The organism is Chryseobacterium sp. Tr-659, assembly GCF_011752975.1.
Lineage (GTDB): Bacteria > Bacteroidota > Bacteroidia > Flavobacteriales > Weeksellaceae > Chryseobacterium.
This window is the reverse complement of the sequence record NZ_VWWP01000001.1, coordinates 284,676-310,826: the sequence shown is the minus strand read 5'-3', so window position 1 is coordinate 310,826 and position 26,151 is coordinate 284,676. Positions and strand designations below refer to the sequence as shown.

The 26,151-nt window shown below is 35.6% G+C and carries 23 protein-coding genes; 8 read left to right on the top strand and 15 right to left on the bottom strand.

The features are described 5' to 3' along the window. Positions 1 to 3: 3 nt before the first annotated feature. From deoC to F3J23_RS01310, 5 genes are all read right to left on the bottom strand, one after another. The gene (gene deoC / locus F3J23_RS01330; protein ID WP_167024553.1) at positions 4 to 750 is read right to left on the bottom strand and encodes a deoxyribose-phosphate aldolase; all 747 of its coding nucleotides are present in this window, start codon (positions 748 to 750) and stop codon (positions 4 to 6) included. A gap of 3 nt (positions 751 to 753) precedes the next feature. Continuing rightward, on the bottom strand, positions 754 to 1,224 hold the full coding sequence (locus F3J23_RS01325; protein WP_002976659.1) for an Lrp/AsnC ligand binding domain-containing protein: 471 nt from the start codon (positions 1,222 to 1,224) through the stop codon (positions 754 to 756). A gap of 28 nt (positions 1,225 to 1,252) precedes the next feature. Beyond that, positions 1,253 to 2,188 carry an endonuclease/exonuclease/phosphatase family protein gene (locus F3J23_RS01320; RefSeq protein WP_167022920.1) on the bottom strand — a complete coding sequence of 312 codons (936 nt, stop codon included), beginning with the start codon at positions 2,186 to 2,188 and terminating at the stop codon, positions 1,253 to 1,255. A gap of 382 nt (positions 2,189 to 2,570) precedes the next feature. Next, on the bottom strand, positions 2,571 to 3,242 hold the full coding sequence (trmD, locus tag F3J23_RS01315) for a tRNA (guanosine(37)-N1)-methyltransferase TrmD (RefSeq protein WP_167022917.1): 672 nt from the start codon (positions 3,240 to 3,242) through the stop codon (positions 2,571 to 2,573). Next, a complete protein-coding gene (locus tag F3J23_RS01310) occupies positions 3,239 to 4,501 on the bottom strand; it encodes an NAD(P)/FAD-dependent oxidoreductase (protein WP_167022914.1) in 1,263 nt (420 codons plus the stop codon). The genes trmD and F3J23_RS01310 overlap by 4 nt, the downstream gene beginning before the upstream one ends. A 66-nt stretch (positions 4,502 to 4,567) precedes the next feature. On the opposite strand from F3J23_RS01310, the gene F3J23_RS01305 reads away from it, so the two are divergent. Beyond that, entirely contained in the window at positions 4,568 to 5,431 is an 864-nt protein-coding gene (locus F3J23_RS01305) for a glycoside hydrolase family 25 protein (RefSeq protein WP_185156419.1), read from the top strand. Positions 5,432 to 5,518: 87 nt separating this feature from the next. Here the strand turns inward: F3J23_RS01305 and F3J23_RS01300 are convergent, their stop codons facing one another. Both F3J23_RS01300 and F3J23_RS01295 read right to left on the bottom strand, forming a co-directional pair. Next, on the bottom strand, positions 5,519 to 7,174 hold the full coding sequence (locus F3J23_RS01300) for an alpha/beta fold hydrolase (protein ID WP_167022911.1): 1,656 nt from the start codon (positions 7,172 to 7,174) through the stop codon (positions 5,519 to 5,521). Positions 7,175 to 7,307: 133 nt separating this feature from the next. Further along, positions 7,308 to 7,820, bottom strand: a complete 513-nt coding sequence (locus tag F3J23_RS01295; RefSeq protein ID WP_167022908.1) for a 5' nucleotidase, NT5C type — start codon at positions 7,818 to 7,820, stop codon at positions 7,308 to 7,310. 205 nt (positions 7,821 to 8,025) lie between these two features. Between F3J23_RS01295 and F3J23_RS01290 the strand changes: the two genes are divergently transcribed. After that, positions 8,026 to 9,921 carry an ABC-F family ATP-binding cassette domain-containing protein gene (locus F3J23_RS01290; protein WP_167022905.1) on the top strand — a complete coding sequence of 632 codons (1,896 nt, stop codon included), beginning with the start codon at positions 8,026 to 8,028 and terminating at the stop codon, positions 9,919 to 9,921. Between the two features lie 116 nt (positions 9,922 to 10,037). Here the strand turns inward: F3J23_RS01290 and F3J23_RS01285 are convergent, their stop codons facing one another. Beyond that, on the bottom strand, positions 10,038 to 11,093 hold the full coding sequence (locus F3J23_RS01285; RefSeq protein ID WP_167022902.1) for a Gfo/Idh/MocA family oxidoreductase: 1,056 nt from the start codon (positions 11,091 to 11,093) through the stop codon (positions 10,038 to 10,040). A 436-nt stretch (positions 11,094 to 11,529) separates the two neighbouring features. Between F3J23_RS01285 and F3J23_RS01280 the strand changes: the two genes are divergently transcribed. Together F3J23_RS01280 and F3J23_RS01275 are read left to right on the top strand one after the other, a co-directional pair. After that, positions 11,530 to 12,045, top strand: a complete 516-nt coding sequence (locus F3J23_RS01280; RefSeq protein WP_167022899.1) for a hypothetical protein — start codon at positions 11,530 to 11,532, stop codon at positions 12,043 to 12,045. 280 nt (positions 12,046 to 12,325) lie between these two features. Then, positions 12,326 to 12,919 (top strand): porin family protein, encoded by a 594-nt coding sequence (locus tag F3J23_RS01275; RefSeq protein WP_167022896.1) that lies wholly within the window; start codon positions 12,326 to 12,328, stop codon positions 12,917 to 12,919. 109 nt (positions 12,920 to 13,028) lie between these two features. Here the strand turns inward: F3J23_RS01275 and F3J23_RS01270 are convergent, their stop codons facing one another. Beyond that, entirely contained in the window at positions 13,029 to 13,664 is a 636-nt protein-coding gene (locus tag F3J23_RS01270; RefSeq protein WP_167022893.1) for a peroxiredoxin, read from the bottom strand. A 96-nt stretch (positions 13,665 to 13,760) separates the two neighbouring features. Here F3J23_RS01270 and F3J23_RS01265 point away from each other — a divergent pair, with 96 nt between their 5' ends. After that, complete coding sequence (locus tag F3J23_RS01265; RefSeq protein ID WP_167022890.1) at positions 13,761 to 14,645, top strand: mechanosensitive ion channel family protein; 885 nt, start codon at positions 13,761 to 13,763, stop codon at positions 14,643 to 14,645. A gap of 169 nt (positions 14,646 to 14,814) precedes the next feature. On the opposite strand, the gene F3J23_RS01260 is transcribed toward F3J23_RS01265, so the two are convergent. Then, positions 14,815 to 15,309 carry a hypothetical protein gene (locus F3J23_RS01260; RefSeq protein ID WP_167022887.1) on the bottom strand — a complete coding sequence of 165 codons (495 nt, stop codon included), beginning with the start codon at positions 15,307 to 15,309 and terminating at the stop codon, positions 14,815 to 14,817. 213 nt (positions 15,310 to 15,522) lie between these two features. Beyond that, positions 15,523 to 16,713 (bottom strand): ADP-forming succinate--CoA ligase subunit beta, encoded by a 1,191-nt coding sequence (gene sucC, locus F3J23_RS01255; RefSeq protein ID WP_167022884.1) that lies wholly within the window; start codon positions 16,711 to 16,713, stop codon positions 15,523 to 15,525. 445 nt (positions 16,714 to 17,158) lie between these two features. On the opposite strand from sucC, the gene F3J23_RS01250 reads away from it, so the two are divergent. The 3 genes from F3J23_RS01250 to F3J23_RS01240 are packed head-to-tail and all read left to right on the top strand — an operon-like array spanning position 17,159 to position 21,534. Then, positions 17,159 to 18,829: a peptidase domain-containing ABC transporter gene (locus tag F3J23_RS01250; protein WP_167022882.1), complete on the top strand. Its 1,671-nt coding sequence runs from the start codon at positions 17,159 to 17,161 to the stop codon at positions 18,827 to 18,829. Positions 18,830 to 18,833: 4 nt separating this feature from the next. Next, positions 18,834 to 20,147 carry an HlyD family secretion protein gene (locus F3J23_RS01245; protein ID WP_167022879.1) on the top strand — a complete coding sequence of 438 codons (1,314 nt, stop codon included), beginning with the start codon at positions 18,834 to 18,836 and terminating at the stop codon, positions 20,145 to 20,147. Further along, complete coding sequence (locus tag F3J23_RS01240; RefSeq protein ID WP_167022876.1) at positions 20,113 to 21,534, top strand: TolC family protein; 1,422 nt, start codon at positions 20,113 to 20,115, stop codon at positions 21,532 to 21,534. The genes F3J23_RS01245 and F3J23_RS01240 overlap by 35 nt, the downstream gene beginning before the upstream one ends. Positions 21,535 to 21,629: 95 nt before the next feature. Here the strand turns inward: F3J23_RS01240 and F3J23_RS01235 are convergent, their stop codons facing one another. The 4 genes from F3J23_RS01235 to F3J23_RS01220 form a co-directional block, all read right to left on the bottom strand. Continuing rightward, positions 21,630 to 22,907 carry a chloride channel protein gene (locus tag F3J23_RS01235; protein WP_167022873.1) on the bottom strand — a complete coding sequence of 426 codons (1,278 nt, stop codon included), beginning with the start codon at positions 22,905 to 22,907 and terminating at the stop codon, positions 21,630 to 21,632. Positions 22,908 to 23,172: 265 nt separating this feature from the next. Continuing rightward, positions 23,173 to 23,559 carry a DUF423 domain-containing protein gene (locus F3J23_RS01230; protein ID WP_167022870.1) on the bottom strand — a complete coding sequence of 129 codons (387 nt, stop codon included), beginning with the start codon at positions 23,557 to 23,559 and terminating at the stop codon, positions 23,173 to 23,175. Position 23,560: 1 nt separating this feature from the next. After that, positions 23,561 to 24,649 carry a hypothetical protein gene (locus tag F3J23_RS01225; protein WP_167022867.1) on the bottom strand — a complete coding sequence of 363 codons (1,089 nt, stop codon included), beginning with the start codon at positions 24,647 to 24,649 and terminating at the stop codon, positions 23,561 to 23,563. Between the two features lie 166 nt (positions 24,650 to 24,815). Then, positions 24,816 to 26,144, bottom strand: a complete 1,329-nt coding sequence (locus F3J23_RS01220) for a hydroxymethylglutaryl-CoA reductase, degradative (RefSeq protein ID WP_167022864.1) — start codon at positions 26,142 to 26,144, stop codon at positions 24,816 to 24,818. Positions 26,145 to 26,151 lie beyond the last annotated feature (7 nt).

Here is a 26,151-nt window from a genome sequence, read left to right as displayed (position 1 = left end):
ATTTTAATATCCTTCTGATGAAGCTTCATCTTTAATCAAAGCTAATGCTGAAGAAGTTCCGATTCTCTTCACTCCCATACTGATCATTTTTTCTGCATCTTCCGGAGTTCTTACACCACCGGCTGCCTTTACAGGGAGCTTTCCTGCATGGTCAAGCATAATCTTTACCCCTTCAAATGTAGCACCATTAGGTTTTCCATCTGTAGTTTTATAGAATCCTGTTGAAGATTTTACAAAAATATTTGACCAATCGTTTTCAGAGAAGCTTTCTTCTGCCCAACTGGAAATATGCTTGGTAATATCTGCAATTTGTATATCTGTTAAGGCTGCAATTTCAATAATCCATTTAGCAACTTTATGATGTTCCAGAGCTAATCCGGTACATTTTACAAATTCCTCTTTTACCAATTCTGTATTCCCCTGAAGGTAAGCATTGTAATTAATGACAAAATCCAATTCATCTGCACCGTCTTCAATTGCTTTTGCAGCTTCTGCAAGCTTTTCTTCAACTGAATACGTTCCTTCGTGAAAACCTATTACGGTTCCTACTGCAACATTTGAATTTCTTTCCTGAATATATTTCTTGATCTCGGCTACATAATCCGGGCGGATCATTACGGCAAAAATGCCATTATCAATAGCTTCCTGAGCAAGTTCTTTATCTTTCTGAAGTGTTTCTTCGTTAGAAATACCTGATTGTTCTGGTGTTTTCAGGTAGGTTGAATCCAAATATTGGGCTATGTTCATAATTTGTTATACTTTCAATTGTCTGTAAATACCTTGTTCCAAAGATATAAAAGTTTCTGTTCTTGTTACTCCTTTCAGCTTCTGAAGTTTGCTTAGGATTTGCATCAGGTGATCATTGTCTTTACAAAGAACCTTCAGGAATATGGTATAATTTCCTGTTGTATAGTGTGCTTCCACTACTTCGTTGATGTCGTGTAAGGATTTTACCACTTCAGGATAATGACTTGGCTGGTCCAGAAATACTCCAATGTAGGAAATTACCTTATATCCGATTTTTTTAGGATTAAGGAATGAAATTGAATTTTCAATTACTCCTGCATGTTCGAGTTTTTTGATTCTTTGATGCACCGCAGTGGTGGAAATACCAACATTTTTTGAAATGTGGGCTAAAGAAGTTTTAGCGTTATCCATCAACATATAGATGATTTCTTTGTCAATAGAATCTAAATGATAGCTTGTGTTGCTCGAATTTTTCATTTTCTACTTTTTTATTATTTATGTTTTTTTACTGTAACCCTTTAAATCTTACGAAAACCGGAAAGTGATCACTGTATCCTCCCAGATACCGTGTACCGGCATAAGTTCGGAAAGGTCGTCCTTCAAAATGTCTGGTTCTGCTGCGGATTTTCTCAGAATTGAATACATGCGCATCCTGAAAAGCCAGCGTCTTATTGTCGAGAAGAGATCTCGAAATAATGATCTGATCATACAGCAATCCAGATTTATAATGAAAAGTAGAATAATTTCTTGTAGAAAACAATTCCTGAAAAGGGTTTAATAAAGCCTTCTCATGGGCATTGTCATAGAGAATCTGTACTAAATTTTCATCATCCGGGTTTTCGTTAAAATCACCACACAATATTACATGTTCCTGATCTGCATCAACAATTTTCATGATCCTTTCTCGGATCTCGTTCAATATAAAAGTTCTTTTAGGTTTATTGATATCCTTTTCGCGTTTAGAGGGAAGATGCGCGATAAAGACATTAATAATTTCCCCTTTATATTTTATTTTTGAAAAAAGTACGTCCCTTGTTGTGTCGTAATTTTCAGTGTTTTTATTTACTATTTCAAAAAAGAAAGTAATGGTTTCAGAATCAATAACCTCTACTTTATTTTTATCATATAACATTGCTACATCTACCTTTCTTTCATCCATAGAATTATAATGTACAATTCCATATTCTGAATTAAAAGGTTCCATCTCCACAAGATCTTCCAATACTTTCCTTCCGGAAACTTCGGACAAACCTATTATAAATGGCAATACACCATTATCCTCCTTCATCAGCTGAAATACATGTGAGATTTTAAAAATCTTGTTCTTGTATCTCTTTTCATCCCAATTCCTTAATCCTGACCGGGTAGGATCTAATTTGTGGACAGGTTTCGGATCGGGTAGAAATAAATTTTCAACATTATAAAAAGAGAACAGCTCCATCAACACTAATTTCTATACTTTATTTATTTTTTATGTTCTTTTTCTGAATGTAAATTTATTATTTTTTTTTTAATCTCACTGATTCTTGCATAATAATCTCAAATCAATTTGTAATAAAAAACATTTCAAATATAAATAAAAATCCCAATAAAACTATCTATAGTGAATTAATTTTTCAATTATTTTACAAATTAACCACACAAAACGCAATTAGAATAGCATATAAAATTCAAAATAATTAAAATAAATTTCAATGTAAAAATTAAAAGAATTAATACTTTTAATACATCATTTTAATATAACAAAAATTATTCCATTCATCAATATAACAAATGGAATTAAATAAATATGTAAAGATTAGCAAGATTTGTTGAATTATATTTTAAAGTAAATCCGGACGTTTTTCTTTAGTAATTCTTACTGCTTCATCATGTCTCCATTCTTCAATCTTACCAAAATTTCCACTTAATAAGACCTTAGGAACTTCAAGCCCTTTATAACTTTCAGGTCTCGTATAGATAGGAGGTGATAGAAGATCATCCTGAAAACTATCTGTAAGAGCACTTTGTTCATCATTTAGAACACCTGGAAGCAGTCTTATAACAGAATCTGCCAGTACGCATGCTGCCAGTTCGCCTCCGGTAAGAACGTAATCACCTATTGAAATCTCTTTTGTGATATGAAGATCTCTTACTCTTTGGTCTATTCCTTTATAATGCCCACACAAAAAGATCAGGTTTTCTTTTATAGAAAGTGTATTGGCGATTTTCTGATTTAAGGTAACCCCGTCTGGTGTAAGATAAATAACTTCATCATAGTTCCTCTGCGATTTGAGCTCTGAGATACATTTATCCAGCGGCTCAACCATCATTACCATTCCCGCTCCCCCTCCATAAGGTTCATCGTCTATCTGTCTGTGTTTATTAATAGCCCAGTCTCTCAAATGATGAAAATGCACTTCTGCCAGTCCTTTATCCATTGCTCTTTTCAGGATAGAAGTTTTAAAAGGGCTTTCCATCAGTTCAGGAAGTACGCTTATGATATCAATTCTCATTGTAATGTTTCGTTTTTCTTAGTAGGTATAATAATTAATCTTAAAGAAGAATCTTTATTGATGTAGCTCCACATCCAGTTGAAGAATATGGCCAGCTTATTTCTAACGCTCAAAATTAGCATTAAATGGAGAAACATCCAGAAATACCACGCCAAAAATCCTTGAAATTTTATAAACGGCAGATCTACAACTGCTCTGTGTTTTCCTATGGTTGCCAGCGAGCCTTTATCATCGTATTCATATTCATTCCATTCTCCCTGGCTTTTCTTTAAGAGGTTTTTACCTAAATTCTTTGCCTGATTAATTGCTACATTAGCCACCTGTGGATGCCCCTGTGGATACTTTGGAGTTTCCATATAAGCAATATCTCCGATGGCGTAAATATTATCGTAGCCTTTTATCTTATTGTACCGATCAACAATATATCTGTTTCGTACTAATTTTTCTTCAGGAAAGCCTCCTACCACGTTTCCGGTAACGCCTGCCGCCCAGATCACGTTGTTTGAAGGAATTTCTTTTCCACTTTTAAGATGAACTTTATCTCCATCATAATCCGTTACAACTTCTCCGCTCAGAAAAGTTACTCCAAGATCTTTAAGATATTTTTCCGATTTATCCTGCGCTTCACTGCTCATTACGGCAAGCGGCTTTTCTGTGGAACTCACCAAAATAATTTTCAGGTGGTCAAAATTCATATACGGGTAATCTCTTGGAAGGATATCTTTTTTCATTTCGGCAAAAGCACCTGCCAGTTCTACTCCGGTAGGTCCGCTTCCTACGATAACGATATTCCAGTTTCCGTCATCACTTCTGCTTTTTTCGATGATCAGTTTTTCAAAGGTCATCAGCACATGATTTCTGATACTGATGGCTTCCTGAGTATTTTTCATTCCGAAAGCTTTTCCTTCGAGCTCTTTGTTACCGAAAAAATTAGTTTTACATCCTGTTGCAATAATGAGTTTATCATAAGTAAAGTCAGCCTCATCGGTGATCACTTTATTGTTGGCGGTGTCAATTTCTCTCACATCCGTCATACGGAACTGTGTGTTTCTGGACTGCTGAAAAATCTTTCGGAAGGGGAAAGAAATGTTGGAGGGTTCTATCCTTCCTGAGGCCACCTGATAAAAAAGCGGCTGAAACATATGATGATTCATCCGATCCAGAACAATAACCTTTTTGTTCTTGTTATTCAATGTTTTTGCAAGTTGCAGCCCCGCAAATCCTCCTCCTATAATGATGATTTTTTCGCGTGTTTCCATAATACACAAATTTACTGATTTTATTTTAGCATTTAGTAGTGAAAAAAGTTAGTTTTGCAAAACTTTATGACACCAAAAAAGTACACCAAAAAAACTGCCAAACGAGTCCATAACACAAGACGGAAGAACTATTTTTTCCGAAGAAGGGTAATATTGGTGATTTTAGTGATAGCTTTGATAGGAACCGGTTTTTATTTAAAACAATCCGTCAGCTACTATTATGCCTTGTACTTTAATAAATTTAAGCACAAAAAGCTCCACAACAGTGAAAAAGAAGCTTTAAGAATTCAAAGGATATTAACTGACAATCTCGATAAGACCTATGGCTTTGATGTTTCTCATTATCAGAACCGGGAAGATATCAAATGGGACAGTCTCAGTATCGGAAACAAAACTATTCCGTTAGAATTTGTAGTAATGAGAGCCACTATGGGAAATCGTAATGCTGATAATCATTTTGATGAGTTCTGGGGGAAAGCAAAAGAACATAAGCTCATCCGGGGTGCCTACCATTTCTATAGGGCTGATGAAGATCCGATTATTCAGGCCAATAATTTTCTGGCGAATGTAAAGCTTGAAAGCGGTGATCTTCCACCTATCCTGGATATTGAAAAGATTCCTAAGCGTAAAACCAATAAAAAACTGGTTGAGGATTTAAAAGTATGGTGTAAAATTGTGGAGGAAGCCTATGGTGAAAAACCAATCATTTATACCTATTATCATTATTATAAAGATTTTTTGAAAGGTGAATTTGAAGGTTATCCTTTATGGCTCGCTAATTATAATGATGTTCCGTCTCCTTCTCCGGATGACCAATGGGATTTCTGGCAATTTACAGAAAACGGAATTGTTCACGGGATTAACACCAAAGTAGATCTGGACATTTATAATGGAAACTCCTGGTCCCTGAAAAGATTGACACTGGATTAATAAGAATGAAAGATAGAAGCAGGAAGATGGAAGTATTCCGAATGATATAACTTCCAGCCTCCATCTTCGCGCTTCCCATCCTTAAACTTAATTACTTTTCTCTAAAAAATTCACGATATCAGTATTAAGCTGATCGGCATTTTCAAAAGGAATCATATGGGTGGCATCCTGATAGATCTTAAGTTCTGCGCCTGAAATCTCATTTGCAATAAGTTCAGTATGTTCCCGTTTGATAACATCTTTATCACCTGCAATAACCAATACTTTATTCTTGATTTTATTTAAGTCTTTCACACTCATACGCGGTTCTGTAAGCATAATCTTCAGAAGTCTTTCTTCATTAAACTTTCCGGAATCTTTCAATGCTTTCATTACATGCATTTTATTTTTGAAATGATCGGCAAGCCTGTCATCTACCCCCTCAGGAAAAGCATTGGCTCCTACCGTGATTAGTTTATTAAGTCTTTCTGGATATTTCATGGCAAATTCCAATCCTGTATTTCCTCCGTCGCTCCACCCGACAATATTCACTTTTTTAAGTTTCAGTTCATCTGCAAGTGCCTTTACATCATCTGCAAACATGGTATAGGTAAAATCTTTTTTGGAAGTGTCTGTACTTTTCCCCTGCCCTCTGGTATCTATTGCAATTACCTTATACTGTTTTGACAGAACAGGAATCTGCTGATAATAATCTTTTATACTTCCGGAATTTCCATGAAGCAGCATCAACGGTTCGCCGTCCCCATAGATTTCATAATAAAGATTTGTATTCTGAAGCTTCAGATGATTTCCTGCTTCATTATTCCGACCATATTTTGTTTTCTCGGACTCTTCTATATATTTAGATATATCGGGTATAAGAGCTTCAGCACTGTCATCCGAATACCCATTTTCAACAGGGATATTATTGTCTCCGTTTTTATCCATTTTCACGTCAATATTTATGGCAGGTGCTGCAATTGTCATTTTTTTCCAGTCACCATAGAACTCTCTTATGAATCCTGTTCTGAATAATGCTGCACTTATCTTAATGCTTCCGTTAAATTCTTTTAAAAAATGAATACCTACAAAAAACTTTCCCTGCACCCAGATATTCCGGTCATTAACATCCAATGTATAAGTTCCGTCTTTAATCATATCTTCTGTAAGCTCAACGGTAATTTCTTCGTCAAGAATATTCTTATCCGGAAATCCGCTCTTTTCACTATAAATGCTGTATCGCATCAGAACGGGTTCAGTAGAAACATAACGGGCGATATTCAGATTAATATTTTTTATTTTGGATCTTTTCTTCGCATTAAACTCCAGCGCTGTTTCGCCTAGAAAACCAGCTTTATCTCCTCCCGGATTTACGAAATATAAAACACTTTTTGTCTTTGTATTAACTCCCCAGTTTTTATCCACCAATTTTTTCGGCTTTATAGCAACCTCCTTGATGGTTTTCGTTTTCTCATTCAAAAATACTTTCTGCTGATTGTTCTTTCTGAAATTCTGAACTGTTTCTTCATACAGCTCATATCCTGGTACTTCTATTTTTATTTTTTGCTGTGGATCCAGACCGGTAAGATCTATTGAAAAGTTTCCTTTTCCATCGGAAATTGTTCCGGTAGTTTTCTTTTCCACTCCAATCTTTACATAAGAAACAGGCTGATTTTCATTTTTAGAAATAATAGTTCCGGAAATTACCTGTGCATTGAAGACCGAAGCCATAAGAATAAAGGATAAAACGCTAAGTTTTTTCATGTTAAAAGTTTGACGCAAACTTATTTATTTTCAATCCTCAACTCTCATAATACCTTATTAAATTTAATCCGATTTTAGTTAAAGTTCTTTTAAAATATTTCCGTGTTTCAAAAAACATTTAAATCCTCCACGATTAAAGGATCTCCATTACTTCTTCCCATGAATGTACTCTTTTATAAGTATCATTTTCAATGAATTCATTATGAGGCTGCGTAAAGATCAGTCTCTCTCCTTCAAAATGATCCAGATTCTTTGGGTAATCATCAATCATCACATCTCCGGCAACCACTTTTTTACTTCCGCAAAGTACAATCTGCTCCCAGGAAATGAATGGAAAATGTTCTGCCAGCCAATCATATTTTTCTCTTAAGCTGTTTGGGAATTCCATTCCGGCAGAAACAATATAAAGGTCATATTTATTATTCAGATATTCCATTGCTTCGCGGCTCCCTTTCATAACGGGCAACGTTCTGAAAAAACCTATTTCATTAACGTGTTTTTTACCGTTCGGAAAAGATTCTATTTCTGGTTTACCGCTCAAAGTACTGATCTCAACTACGTTTCCTGTGTCTCTTTTTTCAAATTCTATAAGCTGATGGTATACGTCTGCCATCACCCCATCCATGTCTACAATTACTTTTTTCATTATTTAAGATCTGATATGTATTATTTATTAAAGCTTTTGAGTGAGCTTTATCAAATGTACTGATTAGTTTTCTGAGACAGTGGACACAGTTTATTAAAAAATTATAAATATTCATTTGTATGCAAGAGATGCGGGAAAGTTTTATGGTTACATTTTCGTATTTTTGCGGTTCAATTCAAAAATAAAATCAAAGCATTAATTTCCAATGAATTACGTTTCTGCAGAAAATCTTACCAAATCTTACGGCATCAAAGTTTTGTTCGAAAACATATCCTTTCACATTAATGAGGGAGACAAAATTGCCATTGTTGCCAAAAACGGAAGTGGAAAATCTACTCTTCTGAAAATATTAATGGGTAAAGAAATTGCAGACAGCGGAGCTGCTATTATCAATAAGGATATTCAGGTTGTTCTGTTTGATCAGGAGATTGATTATGATCCCAATTTAAGCATTGAGGAATTTATGATGACTTTAGATTCCGCACCAATTCTTGCATTAAAGAATTATCACCAATCTCTGCATTCTACAGATCATGATTTCATCGAAAAAGCATTGGCTGATATGGAGGCTCATAAAGCATGGGATCTGGAAAATGAAATGAAACAAATTCTGTCTCAGCTTAAGATCAATGATCTGGATGCTAAAATGGGAACGCTTTCCGGGGGGCAGATCAAACGTGTGGCACTTGCTAAACTTTTAACGGAAACCAGAGCAGAGCACAGGCATACCCTGCTTATTATGGATGAGCCAACCAACCACCTTGATGTAGACATGGTGGAATGGCTTGAGAATTACCTGAACAAAGCAAAAATCACACTACTGCTTGTAACTCACGACCGATATTTCCTTGATAGTGTTTGTGATATTATCTGGGAAATGGAAGATAAGAATCTATATGTTCATAATGGTTCATACGCCACTTACCTTGAGAACAAAATGATCCGTGAGGAAAACCTCAATTCAACCATTGATAAAGCCAATAACCTTTACAGAAAGGAACTGGAATGGATGCGAAGACAGCCGAAGGCAAGAACTACAAAATCAAAAAGCAGAATTGATGCCTTCTATGAAACGGAAAAGGTAGCTAAAACCGATACCCGAAAAGATGCATTGGAACTGGATTTCGAAATGAAACGTTTGGGAAATAAAATTCTTGAACTTAAACATATTGATAAAAGCTTTGGAAACAAAGTTCTTTTAAAAGACTTCAGCTATCAGTTTCAGCGTGGTGAAAAAGTAGGAATCATTGGTAAAAACGGAGCCGGAAAATCTACTTTATTAAATATTATTCAAGGATTTGAAAAAGCTGATCAGGGTGAGATTGAAACGGGAGAAACTATTTCTTTCGGATATTTTTCTCAAAAGGGCCTTACTTATAAGGAAGATGAACGCGTTATTGATTTCATTAAGGAAATTGCTGAATTCTATCCACTGGCTAACGGCAGAAGCCTTTCTGCATCGCAGTTCTTAAGATTATTTTTATTTGATGATCAGACACAATATTCTCCTATTTCAAAACTTTCAGGAGGAGAAAAAAGAAGACTTCATCTGATGTATGTTCTATATCAGAATCCGAATTTTTTAATTTTTGATGAACCTACGAATGATCTTGACCTTCCCACTTTAACGGTCCTTGAAAACTTCCTTCAGCAATTCCAGGGCTCTTTGATCATTGTTTCCCACGACAGGTATTTTATGGACAGGATTGTAGATCATGTTCTGGCTTTTGAGGGTAATGGGAAAATTAGAGATTTCATCGGAAACTTTTCTGAATACAGGGAAGCCAGGAGCCGTGAGGAAGCATTAGAAAAAAATGCTGCCGTAAAACCTGAGCCTGCTAAAGAAGCTGTTGCTGCCACGAACAATTCCGATTCTTCAAATTCTAAGAAAAGAAAGCTGACTTTTAAAGAACAAAAAGAACTTGAAACCATTGAAAAAGAAATGCCGGAACTGGAAGAGCAACGCGCTAAAGTCTTGGATTTACTTAACAATGAAACAGATTACGAAAAGATAGCTAAACTCTCGTCTGAACTGGAAACTGTTTCCGAAAAACTGGAAAACCACGAGATGAGATGGCTGGAATTACAGGAAATCCTGTAGTAAATGGGAGTTATGAATTAATTCAAAATTTGAGAGTAAGAAAATAGTAATTTCAGATCTTATAACCTGAACCTTGAACTTTGAACTTTGAACTAATTCATAACTCATATGATTATCTATAATTCAATCACTTTTTGATCTTTTGTACTTTCCAATGAAGCATCAATAATTTTCATATTCTGAATGACCTGTTTTCCCGGAGACGGCAATGCATATCCGAAAACAATGTGTTCATAAATCTGCTGGTAATAGTCCATATAATTACCGGCTTCGCTTGAAGTAAGGATTCTTTCTGTTCCGGTATTTTCATCTAAAAAGTTTAAGATCCCGTCTGTTCCGTTTAACGGTTTTGTCCATTCTTTACCATACTCAGGAATTGCTCCTGCTACCAGTTCATTTTCCTGATTATCTGTCCTTTCCTGCAAAAAACTTCCCCGGTCTCCGTGAATTGTATATGCATTATGAGCCTCTTTACTGAAAACCGATGATTTTAGTCTCACTCTTAAATCATTCTTATAATATAAAAGGATTTCAAAATAATCATTTGCAAAAGCTTCTCCTTTCATAGAAAACACATCGGCAAAAAGCTTTTCAGGGTATCCGAAATACTGTACTGCCTGATCCACAAGATGAGCCCCCAAATCGTGAAGTGATCCTGAACCAAGCTGATCCGGGTTTTCTTTATGCTGTTTTCCACTCGGTGTTGTCCGGAACCTGTCAAAACGGATTTCCACTTCTTTGATGTTTCCTAGTTTTCCTTCATTCAAAATTTTTTGGACCTGTAAAAAATCGCGGTCAAATCTTCTGTTTTGATATACACTTAGAAATAAACCTTTTTCTTCCGCAAGATTTACCAACTCTTCAGCTTCTGAAACATTTACGGTAAATGGTTTTTCCACTATGATATTTTTTCCGGCTTCCAGAGCTTTTTTAGCATACTCATAATGAGTTTGTACCGGAGTATTGATGATTACCAGTTCTATGTCGGCATTTTGAAGCATTTCTTCCACTGAACGATAAATGGTTGCTTCAGGATATTTTTCTTTAGATTCTTCTTTACTTCTTTCTACGATTGCAGAAAGAAAAAATCCCGGATGTTCCTTTAAAAAGGGAGCGTGAAAAACTTTTCCACTCATTCCGAAGGCACAAAGCCCTGCTTTTACCAATTGCATACTCTAATTTTTCAACAAATATATTCATAAAAAATTCCTGATTCCACGATCTAAAAAAGGGATAGAGATAATCCATCTTTTAACCTAAAAAAATATGACAAATATCACAAAATTATTTTTATCTATTCTAAACAAATACTTACATTTGCGCCTTATTTAAAACTGCTCTACATAAAAATAAAATGAAAATACAACTACTTTCTTGAGGACTCCTAATTACTGCAGTTTCAGTAAGTGCACAGCTTAAAAACGTTGAAGCAGATACTATCAGAACGCAGAATATTGAGGATATTAATCTTCATAAAACAGGAAATCCTAACCAGGCGAGACCATTACGTACAGACTTTAGAATTAAATATAAATACTTCTCTATTAAAAGTGGAAATTGCCTTTTTTGCAGCTTCCACTTTTGAAATTTAAAACAAAACAATAAGATATGGATAAGATTAAAGACACTAGAAGCTTCATGAGAATTATTCACCGCTATCTGGGATATTTCCTGGCAGGTATTATGGCTGTGTATGCAGTAAGCGGGATTATTTTGGTCTACAGAGACACTGATTTTCTGAAAAGCGAAAAAAAGTATGAAAAGACACTATCTGTAAACCTTTCTGAAAAAGAACTCAAAAAGGAACTCAAGATGAAAGGGCTTGAAGTAGAGAAAACAGAAGGAACTGTTCTTCATTTTAAAAAAGGAACTTATGACTCAGCAACAGGAGTTGCCAAGTATTCAAAAATGGAACTGCCTTTCGTACTGGACAAAATGGTTTCTCTTCACAAATCACAGTCTAAAGATGCCATAGCACCTCTAAGTGTATTTTTTGGGGTTGCGCTTTTCTTCTTTGTCATTTCAAGTTTCTGGATGTTTAACCCTAAGACAAGAGCATTCAAACGAGGAATAAAATTTACCATTGCCGGTCTTATTATTTCTATCATTCTTTTGTTTATTTAATACAGAAAAGTTTCAAAAACCGGTTATCTTTCACCTACCACACGGCAGAAAAATAGAAATAACAAATCATTCAAACTTCAAAAATATTACTCACCATTTTATGTCTCTCACACTTTATGATTGCAGAATCACCAGTAATTATGTTAAAATATTAAAATATAACTTACTCATAATCTTAACATTAATTTAGAGAAATTATCTAAAATTAAGAGTATGGCACATTTATTGTTTTTTCTATAATTCGTGAATAATAAACATTTAATTATTAAAATAATAAATTATGAAAAGACTTATTTTAACAGGGATATTAGCTGTAGCAGGTTTAACAGCAACTGCAAACGCTCAGATTCAGAAAGGTAATTGGATGGTAGGAAGTAGCTTAGCAACAAGTAATTTTGGTTTAAATACAGGTGGTGGATACCAAATTAACCTACAACCAAAGGGTGCTTATTTCATCGAAGATAACGTAGCTGTTGGGGGATATGTAAATTTAGGTATTGGCAAATCTTCTAATACTTCAAATACAAGATTTGATTATGGAGTAGGAGCTTTAGGACGTTATTATCTTTCTCCTGGAGAAAAAGGTGTTGACAACTTATTACACCACGGAAGATGGTTCTTCGAAGGAAACGTAGGTGTTGGTGGTTATTCTATCAGCAAAGGAGGTAACTCTACAACAGGTCTTGATTTTGGTGCTGGACCAGGTTATTCTTACTTTATCACTCCAAATATTGGTTTAGAAGGTTTAGTAAAATATGCTGGTGTTACAGGTTTCGGAAATCAAGGTTTAACATCTAACATTACGGTTAACCTAGGATTTAGTATTTATTTGCCAACTTCTAAAGCTAAGCAAGTTATTAATGAAGTAAAGTAATTAATCGCTTTACTATACATCATATAAGTATAAATTGAAATCGCCCCGAAATTAAATTTCGGGGCGATTTTCGTACAAATTAAAACTAAACTATAAAAAATCAAATAAATCATGTATTGGGTTGCGGTGTATATCTTAAATACGGCTTTATCTCGGTGACACCTTTAGGGAAGATCTTTCTCGCTTCTTCCGTAGAGATTGCAGGAGGTATAATAACATCCTCACCCTCTTTCCAGTTAACAGGCGTTGCCACCTTATAATTATCCACCAGCTGCAAAGAATCCAGTACCCTTACTATCTCATTAAAGTTTCTTCCTGTAGAAGCCGGATAGGTGATAATCAGCCTTACTGTCTTCTCTGGATCAATAATCAGTAAAGAACGGACTGTTGCTGTCGCCGAAGCATTCGGGTGGATAAAATCATATAATTCTGAAACCTTTCTGTCCTTATCCGCAATAATGGGAAAGTGCACTTCTGTGTGTTGGGTTTCGTTGATATCTTTCACCCAATTTTGATGGTCTTCTACTCCATCCACACTTAAAGCAATTACTTTTGTATTTCTGGCATCAAATTCGGAATGCAGCTTTGCCGTGTATCCTAATTCAGTAGTACAAACCGGTGTGTAATCGGCTGGATGTGAAAATAAAATTCCCCAGGAATCTCCTAAGTATTGGTAAAAATTAATATCTCCTGTAGAGGACTCTGCCTGAAAATTGGGTGCTGTATCTCCTAGTTTGATTGACATAATATTTTGTTTTTATAGTCTACAAATTTAGTAGACTTTTTGGAACTGGCAAATTTTTTGATGAAAATTTATATCTTTAAATAAAAATTTTTATTCATGGAGAAGACCGGCCTCAGGTATGTAGACCTTGTTTATAAGGTATTGGAAAATTGGTATGTTACATTTGCCGAACTTACCCCAAAGCTAATTGTTGGAATTTTAGTATTTACTTTTTTCCTTATCACCAGTAAATATTTAAGTCTGGTTGCCGTAAAGCTATTTCATAAATTTTTCCCGAAAAGCGAAAAAGAAAGCTCATTGGTTACTTTAATCAGTGTATTCAGATTCCTGATAATGCTGATGGGAACCTTTATTTCTCTTGAGATTATGGGCTTCAGTGGCTTTTTATGGAAATTCATAGGAAGTTTGGGAGTGGCCGGGGTGATTGCCGGTGTAGCCTTAAAAGATCTTGTCTCCAGCATCTTTTCCGGAATGCTTATCGGGATTGATAAAGCATTTAAAGTGGGTGATTATATTACTATCGGAGCACACTCGGGAACCGTGCAGGAAATCGGTTTTTTAACTACTAAAATTCTTACCGATGATGGTAAGAAAGCATACATACCTAATCAGGTCGTTTTCAACGCTCCCTTCTATAATATTACGGCATCGCCACAGCGAAGGATTATTTTAAATTTTGAAATTCCGGCAGATGAAGATATAAGTAAAGCTCAAAAAGGAATCCTGGATGTGATTAAAAATCTTGACAATGTGGACAAACTCGATACAGTAGAAGTCATTTTCACAGATTTGAAGCAGGGATCATTCAACCTTCAGGTAAAATTCTGGATAAAGATAGGCTCTAATCTGGCTCAGATAAGAAGTAAGGCTTATTTAGGGATTAAAGAACGTTTTGATGTAGATAAAATTCAATTGGTAACGCCTACAAGCATTAGTATCACCAACGGGGAACCTCCTACGCCAGAAAACCAGGATAAGTAGTTTTTACTTCTCGCTGATACCACAAATTTCGCTAATGTTTTCCGATAACTTTAAAGTCTATGTATCTATGTGGCAAAATACAACCCTATAGATACATAGAATAAAGCTGAAAAAATAGATTCTTGTTAAAAATTATTTATTTACAATATTTTCCTGGTAAGGAATAGTTCTATTTCTTCTTCAATTTTTTCTTGTCTTCAACATGATCTTTTTGAGAAATTTTGGCAATACTATCACTCTCAACAATACGGGCTTCTCCCATAGTGTGTCTATTATTGACTGCGGAAGAATCTTCTTCTATTTCCATCACCACGCCAGTGGTAGCATAAACTTCAGGCTTAGGTTTTGAACAGCCTGTCAGAAAGAGAAGGAAAGAAAATATACTTATCAGCATTCTGTTATTCTGAAAGCCGGAAGGAATATATTTAAAAAAACGGGATTCTATTTTTTCTGATGAATCAGAAATATCTAATTGGTTATTATAAAACCTGCCACAAATCTTAACATCTCCTCTATTATCCATAATCTGCCGAATTTCCTGAGGATTTTTTTGAGTAAAATCAATAACACATTTATTGCAGACAGAACAAAAGCGGCCTTTTTCTTGCGGAGACATGGTTTCCCAGTTTTCGGAGCATGGCTCAGGAATGTATAAGTTTTTCATGAATAATGTTTTCTACATGCATTAAAAAATCGTTCCAAAAATGAAACCATTTTTAATTCTATTTGAAAATTCCAGATTACACCAAAATCTTAAGACTGATTTTATGTCCCGCTGATTATGCAGCCCCTCTGTATCTATGCAATCTAAAATTTAAGAATACAAAAAAACCGTCCCAAAAATGGAACGGTTCTTAATTTATTTAAAAGTTTCAGATTACGCTAAAACTTCTTTTACTTTGTTTGCAGCTTCTTCTAGAGTAATTGCAGAGTGTACCGGAAGACCAGACTCATCAATTAATTTTTTAGCTTCAACAGCGTTAGTTCCTTGTAATCTTACGATCAATGGAACCGGAAGGCTACCCATAGCTTTGTAAGCATCTACAACTCCCTGAGCAACTCTGTCACATCTTACGATACCTCCGAAGATGTTGATAAGAATAGCTTTTACATTCGGATCTCTTAAGATAATTCCGAAAGCAGTTTGTACTCTCTGAGCATCAGCAGTACCTCCTACGTCAAGGAAGTTTGCAGGATTACCACCTGATAATTTGATGATATCCATTGTTGCCATTGCAAGACCTGCTCCGTTTACCATACAAGCTACGTTACCGTCTAGTTTTACGAAGTTAAGACCAGCTTCACCAGCCTCTACATCCATTGGATCTTCTTCTCTTGTATCTCTTAGTTCAGCTAAGTCTTTGTGACGGAACAATGAGTTGTCATCTAAAGTTACTTTAGCATCTACAGCGATAATTTTGTTATCAGAAGTCTTTAATACAGGGTTGATTTCGAAAAGAGAAGCATCAATTCCTGTGTAAGCATTATATAAAGATGTGATGAATTTTGTGAATTCTTTGAAAGCATTCCCTTCAAGACCTAAGTTGAAAGCAATTTTTCTAGCTTGGAACCCTTGAAGACCAATAGCAGGATCAATAAGTTCGTTGTGGATCAAATGAGGAGTTACTTCAGCAACGTGCTCAATATCCATACCTCCTTCAGTAGAATATACAATAGTATTTTTCCCTTCAGCTCTGTCTAAAAGAATAGAAACATAAAATTCTTTAGTTTCAGATTCTCCAGGATAATAAACATCTTCTGCAATCAAAACAGAGTGTACTTTTTTACCTTCAGCAGAAGTTTGTGGAGTTACTAACTGCATTCCGATGATGTTCTGAGCGTTCTCTTTAAGTTTATCCATGTTTGGAGAGAACTTAACACCTCCACCTTTACCACGACCACCTGCGTGAATCTGTGCTTTTACAACCCAAGCCTGTGCTCCGGTTTCAGCAGTCAATTTTTCTGCAGCTGCTACAGCTTCATCTACGTTGTTTGCTACGAAACCACGTTGGATAGCTACTCCATACTTTGATAAAATCTCTTTTGATTGATACTCGTGAAGATTCATATTATTTTTATTATTTTATTTAAATATTTAAAGGTTGACAAATTTACTAAAAATGAACAAGGTTAAAAAGAATTTTGTAGAACTTTTAACTCATTCCGCAAGTTTAAGTATGAACTTATCAGATTCTGGGGCATGAATCTATGAATAATATGATAATGATCATAAAAAAACTTAATCTATCACCCAAATTCTAATCACATTTTAATGTCATTCTAATGTAGATAAGCGTATTAACAATATCTCATCTGCTATCTTTGAACCCCGAAAAAAGCAGATACATATTACATGAATTTTCAGTTGAAATTGCCATCCGAAAAGACCAGTATCAGTATAATGATGGAAAAGAAAAATACAGAGTACTATTCTTAAAAATATTCACCATTTATACTTCATCTTGTATTCTGACCAAAATTAAAATAAACATTCAATCTTATTCAGCAGGAAAATGGAAATAACAGCGAATGAACATGGTAAAAGACTCATCCGTTATATCACAAAAGAAAAAAAGGATGTCACCAACATTTATTTTTATGCCATTCTTAATGGTCTTGTACTTCTGAGTGTGCCTTTGGGGATACAGTCCATTGTAAGTTTCGTAATGGGAGCTACAATGACTACTTCTATCTATATTCTCATATTTTTTGTAGTGGCAGGAACCTGGCTTGCCGGATATTTCAGACTAAAAGTTATCCAGATCATTGAAAAAATACAACAGAAGATATTTGTAGAATTTTCAATGGCTATTGCGGATAAAATACCAAAAGTAGACCTGTCTTATACCAGAAAATATTACCTCCCGGAACTGGTCAACAGATTCTTTGATATCCAGAATCTTCAGAAAGGAATATCAAAAATTTTACTTGAAATTCCGACAGCTCTTATACAGATTGTCTTTGGAATTCTTCTGCTTTCTTTTTACCATCCTTGGTTTTTAGCATTTGGAGGACTGGTGGTTATCTCGGTTATCATTATTTTCAGATACACCATGGAAAGCGGAATAAAATCCAGCATTGAGGAAAGCAACAAAAAATATGACACTGCTGCCTGGATTGAAGATATTGCCGGATCTGTGAAAACTTTTAAGATGCACTCTGAAGATGCATCTCATTTAAAAGGAACAGATGACCGGGTAGTGGAATATCTTACCCACAGAACCTCACATTTCAGAATTCTCGTCTTTCAGTATAAGACAATTATTGCTTTTAAAGTGATTATCACCCTGGCCATGCTTGCCATCGGGACCTATCTTCTCATCAATCAAAAGCTTAATATCGGAGCCTTTATTGCAACTGAAATTGTTGTTCTAAGCATTATGTCTGCAGTGGAAAAACTTATTGTAAGTCTTGAAAGCTATTATGATCTTATTGCTTCTTTTACAAAACTTTCGAAAATAACAGACCTCAAAGAAGAGCAAAACGGTGAAATCATTTTATCACAGAAAGAAAAAGGTACAGAAATCGAATTTAAAAATGTAAACTTCTCATTTAATGACCATTCCCCTATCCTTTCTGATCTGAATTTTAAAATACAGGAAAATACCATCAATATTCTAACGGGAAAACTGGGAGCGGGCAAAACACTGCTTCTCAATATGATTACCGGCTTTTTTGAGCCCAGTTCAGGAATGATATTGTTTGACAAGATTCCATTAAAAAATATCGATAAACAAGAACTTAGAAATTCCGTCGGACTTTATCTTGAAAATATGAAAATCATACAGGGAACTGTAAAAGACAACATATTATTAGGTAACACTCACAATAATACCGAAGATATCCTTGAACTTTCCGAAAACATGGGAATACAAAACTTTTCAAGTATGTTCAGCAGTGGATTTTTTACAGAAGTAAGTGAAACAGATCCTGAAATTACTTTCAGCTCAAAGAAAAAAATTCTTCTTCTTCGTGCTCTTTTGGGAGAAAAAAGACTCATCATTCTGGAAAATCCTTTCGCCGGAATGCGTGAAGAATATCAGGATACCATGATACAATATCTGCAGCAAATAAAGCATAAAACCACAATTATTATCGTATCTCAGGATTATGACCTTCTCCAGTATGCAGATCAGCATATTCATATGGAAGAAGGAACTTTAAAAACTTTTTATAAAAATTAACCGTATGGAATTAAAGTCATTTGACAAAATATATCATATCCATAAGAAGTCGAGGGTAAAAAGATGGTTTTTCTTTATTTTCATCGGAGGAATTATCACTTTATTCCTTCCTTGGACCCAGAACATCAAAGTAAAAGGAAATGTAACCTCTTTATATCAGGAACAGCGCCCTCAGCAGCTGCACTCTCCTATCCCCGGAAAAATAATTAAATGGAACGTAAAAAACGGAGATTATGTAAAAAAGGGAGATACTCTGCTTCAGCTTTCGGAAATAAAGGAAGATTATATGGATCCTCTTTTGGTACAGAGAACACAAGAACAAGTGAATGCCAAAAAAGGAGTTAGGGAATTTTACGAAGCTAAGGTTGGAACTACCAAAAACCAGCTTCAGGCAATTCATTCAGCAAGAGATTTAAAACTGAATCAGTTAAAAATCAAAATTGACCAGCTCAACAATAAACTTACCGGTGAGGAAGCTGAATTAAGTGCCATTAGTAATGAATTAAAGCTATCTGAAGATCAATTTACCAGACAGAAGAAAATGTATGATGAAGGCCTGGTTTCTCTTACCCAGTTTCAGCAGCGAAGCATTTCTTATCAAAATACCGTTGCCAAAAAAACGGCCCTTGAAAATAAAGTATTGCAAACCCGCCAGGAAATTTTAAATACAGGAATTGAACAAAATTCAGTCATTCAGGATTATACGGAAAAACTCAATAAAACAGAAGGTGAACGTTTTCAGAGCATGGGCCAGATTGAAGGAAGTGATGGTGATATTGCTAAACTGGAAAATCAGGTTGCCAACTATAAAGCCAGACAGGGATTGTATTTTATTATTGCGTCTCAGGACGGACAGGTGGTACAGCTCAACAAAACCGGTATTGGTGAAATCCTGAAAGAAGGAGAAAATATCGGAACTATTGTTCCTTCTGCTGTAGATTACGCCGTAGAAATTTATATCAAACCAGCAGATCTTCCCCTGGTAAAAGAAGGTCAGCGTGTGATGTGCATTTTTGACGGGTTTCCAGCCATTGTATTTTCAGGATGGCCCAACTCAAGTTATGGAACATTTGCCGGAAAAGTGATCGCCGTAGAAAGCAATATCAGTGCTAACGGACTTTTCAAAGCATTGGTTATTGAGGATAAAAATGAGAAGAAATGGCCGCCGAAAATTAAAATGGGTGCCGGGGTACAAGGGATTGCCATTCTTAATGACGTCCCGATCTGGTATGAATTGTGGAGAAATATCAATGGATTTCCACCGGATTATTATGAAATAAAAAATGATAAAGAAAGTAAATATGGGCAATCAAAATAAATTTCTTTTCATTATTGCTTTAGTTCTCTTTCAAACCGGATGGGCACAAGACTCACTCAAACTATCTGCTCGGGAATTTATATCTGTTGTAAAAAACTATCATCCTCTGGCCTTGAAATACCAGCTTCAAAATAAAATTGCTCAATCTGAAATTACAAAAGCAAGGGGAAATTTTGATCCGGTTTTAGCCGGAAAGCTCGGAGAAAAAAATATTGACGGAACTACGTATTACCAACAAAAAAATATTGAACTTGGAATTCCTACCTGGTACGGAATTGATCTTACGGCCGGCTATCATCATCTTGATGGTGAAAAACTGAATTCCAGTGAAACTAAAGGCGGCCTCTACCAAATGGGAATTACTGTGCCGCTGGCTAAAAACCTGTTGTATGATAAACGGAGAGCCACCTTGGATCAGGCTAAGTTTGCATTAAAAATGACGGAAGCAGAACAAACTGTTTTAACCAACGATCTCCTTCTTGATGCAGAAAATACCTATTGGGAATGGGTACAGGATTATGAGTTATACAGTTTACAGACAAAAACCGTAGCCATCAACAAAGAGCGTTTGCGGCTTATCAAAAAAGCCTTTGAATATGGTGAAAGAGCAGCAATAGATACAGTAGAAGCCATGTCACAGCTGCAGAGCTTTGAACTTCAGCAGAAAGAAGCCTATTTAAAATTTATAAAATCTACTCAACAGCTTCAGCTGTTTCTATGGAAAGATCATCAGGAGCTGTACGAGATTTCACAGGTTATTTATCCTTCGGACAGACTTTCCGATCATACTGCTTATTCGGATTTTGAATTTCTTCTTCAGGAGCTTCGAACTAAAGAGATTAATAATCATCAGTCTGTTTTGTATTACACTCAAAAAGCCAATATTCTGGAAAGTGAACGAAAACTTAAATGGCAGAGCTTCCTTCCCAAACTTGATTTCACCTATAACTTTTTCAATAAAGAAAATTATAGGGCAGATTATCTCCCTTTATTTGATAACAACTTCCAGTATGGTCTGAAACTGGAAATTCCTGTTTTCCAAAGAGAAGCCAGAGCCAATTATCAGATGGCTAAAATAAAATTAGAGCAAAATCAGCTTGATACCAAACTGAAAGTAAGAGAACTGCATACCAAAATGGAAACCTATAAAAATGAAATTGGTAATTATCATACTCAGATAGGCCTTTCCCGGAGCAACCTCATCAATTATCAAAAACTTCTGTCTGCTGAAGAAACCAGATACAGTAATGGTGAAAGCTCACTTTTCCTAATCAATTCAAGAGAAAATAAAGTGATTGATGCCCAGGAAAAACTAATCGGTATCAGAACTAAATTTCTCAAAAGTTTCAATAAGCTCAAATGGATGAAAGAAAATTTTTCTTTGTAACCCACTGATCAAACTGCAAAATCAGCGGGCATTTTCATATTCGCAGATTTTGCAGTTTCAACAGATTTATATTTCAGTGTTGAAATAAACAGAATTTATTCTTCTTCCAGCTTTTCAGACTGTGATCCGATAAACGGAATCTTCGGAGCCAGAAAATATCCGGTAAGACTGGCAAATAATATGGGAACAAAATAGGTAAATCCGGTAAGTGTTCCCAGAATAATGGTTGTACTCATTGGGGTTCTGGTTACGCAGGCATTAATTGCAGCCATACAGCTTACAATAGCCAAAGTAGTATCTACACCCGGAAATAAATTGTGGATAATTAACCCCAATGTGGTTCCTACAAAGAAAAGTGGAATGATAAAACCACCTCTCCAGCCTGAGGTTACCGTAATGGCAATAGCCAGTATTTTAAAGATCAGAACAAGAATCAGAAAATTCAATCCAAAATTTCCACCGATGAGCTGATTGATCTCATTATGCCCAAAGTATCTTGTAATTGGGAAATTATAGGCAATGACTCCTAAGATAATTCCGCCAACGAAGGTTTTAATATAAATCGGGAATTTTCTGTATTCGAAAATCATTTTGAAGAATTTTACTACAAAAATGAATATCCATCCAAATAAAGTTCCAACAACTCCAAACGCTGTGGCATAAGCAAAGTCATAAACTCCCGTATACTGATATGCCTTCAAATCCCATGTTGCCCCGATTCCCAAATGAATGATCAAAGCAAACATCAAATAACTGAAACAGCTTGCTACCAATGCAGGAATAATCGCTTTATAATATTCTACAGCATGTTTATGGTGTAAAATTTCCAATGAAAAAAGACTTCCTCCAAGCGGTGCTCCGAATAATGCAGTAAACCCTGAAGCCATACCGGCAATGCTCAAAGAACGCAGCTCTTCGCCTTTTAATCTGAAAATTTTTCCAAGCCAGGTTCCCGTGGATCCGGTTACCTGTACCAAAGGTGCTTCAGGCCCTAAACTTCCTCCCGATGCTACGCAGAAAAGCGATGAAAGAATCATGGATGGATTATTTTTGGGTTCCAGTTTTCCTTTATTGAATCTGATGTTATTAACAATCAGATGAATTTCTCCCGGATCACCGATAAAATGAATTACCAACCCGGCCAGCAATCCGCAGACAGCCATCGTAGGAATGACCTGCCAGCCTTGGAAATGGCTCAAAAATTCGGTAAAATGCTCCAGAACAATCCAATATCCCCCTGCAATAATTCCTCCTATCAAGCCTGTGACAGCCCACATAAAAAAAGTACGGCTGAACACAAACGGATTGAATCTGATAGGCTGATCTAAAAGATTGAAAGTTCGTATTAATCGCCTTCTTCTGTTGATTTTCATTCTAATTTAAGTTTAAAATTACGATCATTTTGTTATTGATATTAAAAATCACACTCAATACACCAATATATTCAAGCTATTGCAGAGTGTAATGCCTTTGCAAACGAAAAAAGTATAACCGCAAAAACTGCGGACTTTAGCGTTAGAATTATTGAACAAAGGGCTTTTGCATACTTCAGTTCCGTTCAGAATGACATATGCAGCATTATACAATCATACATCTGAATTTAATGAACATTCTGAACGGAGTTGAAGACTTTATATTTTAGATTCTATTTTTAGCAAAATAAAAAATAAGCATTCCCCAGCTTAAGATCATCATCAGACCTCCAAGCGGTGTGATCGGGCCTAAAAACTTAAGATTCATTCCCAGATAATCCTGCATACTCAGAAAATAGATGCTTACTGAGAATAAAAATGTTCCTGCAATCATTAATATGGAAGTCCATTTTTCTGCAGAAGTTTCAAATTTTAAAATATACCCGATGATCAGCAGGAAAAAAGCTGCATACATCTGGTATCTAACACCTGTTTCAAAACTTTCCAGTCTTTCCACAGCTAATATTTTCTTTAAAGCATGTGCTCCGAATGCACCCAGAATTACGGATATCATTCCGTAAACTGCTCCAAAAACTAAAGTAATTGTTTTCATTTTATAACTCTTCTAATTCTAGGGTTAAATATTTTTTTGTTTTATCATCCTGCCATGTCCCGGAAATTTTATTTCCGCTCATATCTGCTTCTACAAAGGCTCTTGGTATCCATTTTCCGGCAGCTTCATCATAATGATCATTTTCGGTAATAGAAATATGATTTCCTTTTATTCTTCCATCCCACTGGATTAGCTTTTTGTTTTTATCATACCAATACAATGCATTAAATGAACTTGAATCCTTATCACTTTCAGCTTTATATAGACGGGTAATAAAAACGGTAACAGGATATTTCCCATCTATTTTTCCTTTGTACAGCTTATTTCTAAAACTTGTTCTTATTATTTTATCAGAACCGGAAAGTAAAGCTTTTGCATAAGGGCTCCAATATTTTTCAAGATCTTTGTACGAAATTTCAATTTCATGGCTGTCAAGTTCATCCAAAGCTCTCATGGCATGGTTAGAGCATCTTCCGGCTACAAAGGTCAGTTTATCTTTTCCAAAGAAATACCTGATATCTTCTAAAGTATGTTCTGTAAAGCAATCTTCATACATAGCGATCTGGTCTTCGGTTTCCTCTGTAGGATTTTTTTCAGCTTTCAGCTTGATCAGAAAATCAGAAATTCTTTTCTTTATTTTTTTTTGAATGATACCTTCTACCGTCTTAACCGAGCTTGGTTGAAATAAATCCTCGGCATTAATAAAATTTCCTGTTCTCAGATCAAAGTTCTTCCAATCTGCAAATTCTTCCGGATATGCCCCTGAAGCTTCACCGTGCACACCAATTGTCAGAATATTTTTCGGCGTTTCCAGTTTCTCCCAATTATAGAAATAAACATAGTTGGAATAGGAGTTTGTTGCTGTAAAAGCCAGTTTAAAAGGATTTTCACCTGAATTCGGAACGAATTCCAGTTCGTTTACCTGTAAAAATGTATTAATCTTGTTGGCAACCGTCGGATTTCCGGTGTAGGTAACCATCGGGAACACAAAGTTTTCAGATTTCGGCGGCAGGTCATTAATTTTTACATCTTTCTGCTGCGAAAAACTTAACCCGGAAATCAACAAGAAGAATACAATACTCTTTTTCACTATTTTGATTTTAGGTACATTAAAATGAATTTGGCAACCAAAGTAGAAATTCCAAGTATGATAAACATATTGGCAAATCTCTTGGAGCTTCTGAATCCTTCATTATTCGTTTTCTTTAAAAAGAATCCAAAAAGAAGAAATACAATTGGTAAAATGATCTGTAACATTAGTTCCCTCTCATTCTGTTAAATTCATTGATCACCTCGTGATGGCTCACGGTCTTATCTTTAAAGTAGGTCACAAAATGCTGTTTTTCTTCTTCTGTAGCACCTAATTGGTTCAGGATATTCAATAAGTGCATTTTCATATGCCCTTTCTGAATTCCTGTGGTTACTAAAGAACGTAAAGCACCAAAATTCTGGGCAAGTCCCGAAACGGCTAAAATACTCATCAATTCCTGGGCAGAAGGCTTTCCTAATAATGCCAAAGAGAATTTTACCAAAGGGTGAAGATTGGTAAGACCTCCTACAACACCTACAGAAATAGGAAGATCAATCCAGAATCTGAAAACCCCGTTATCTGTTGTACAGTGGGTCAGAGATCTGTATTGTCCGTCTCTTGCTGCATAAGCATGAGCACAGGCTTCCGTTGCTCTGAAATCATTCCCGGTAGCAATAACTACCGCATCTACTCCGTTCATTACCCCTTTATTATGAGTAGTAGCACGGTAAGGTTCAATTTCAGCAATGGTAACTGCCTGTTTGAATTTAGAAGCAAATTCTTCAGGAGAAATTCCGCTGTCGTCTTTTAAATCTTCCATTTTACAGGAAACCTCAGCCCTCACAATACAGTCAGGCGTAAAATTGGAAAGAATATTCATCACAATCTGCAATGAGTTCTTTTCTTCCTGAGTAAAATCTTCACTGGTTGCTACTTCCTGCCTCAATGTTTTTCCAAACTGTTCAAGACATGAGTTGATAAAGTTAGCTCCCATTGAGTCTACTGTATCAAAGCTGGCTTTCAGCTGGTAATAATTGGGCATTTCTGCAGTTTTATCCACCAGGCTGATATTTAAAATACCGCCGCCACGTTTTCTCATATTGGCTGTGATATCTTCGGTAGCTTCAAATAATTTTTTCTTTAAACTGAAATTAAAGAAATGCAATAATTTGTGAGGCTCTACATTAAATATGAAATGGGTATGCCCTAATTTCTCAGTATTGATGATGGTTGTCTTAAAACCACCTTTATCAATCCAGAATTTTGCAGCTTTAGAAGCGGCAGCTACCACTGAACTTTCTTCAACAGCCATTGGAAGTGCCAGCAGCTTTCCGTCAATTAAAAAGTTCGGCGCAATTCCGTAAGGCATATAAAAATTGGAGATGGTATTTTCAGAAAATTCTTCGTGAAGTTTCTGAAGATCTGCATCATCGTTCCAATATTGTTTTAATATATTTTGATATTCCTGGTTTCCTTCAAGATATTCGTTTACGAGCCACTCGATTTTCCCCTGCTTTGGAAGCTTGGAAAAACCTTCGATTGGTTTATGATTCATAATATAA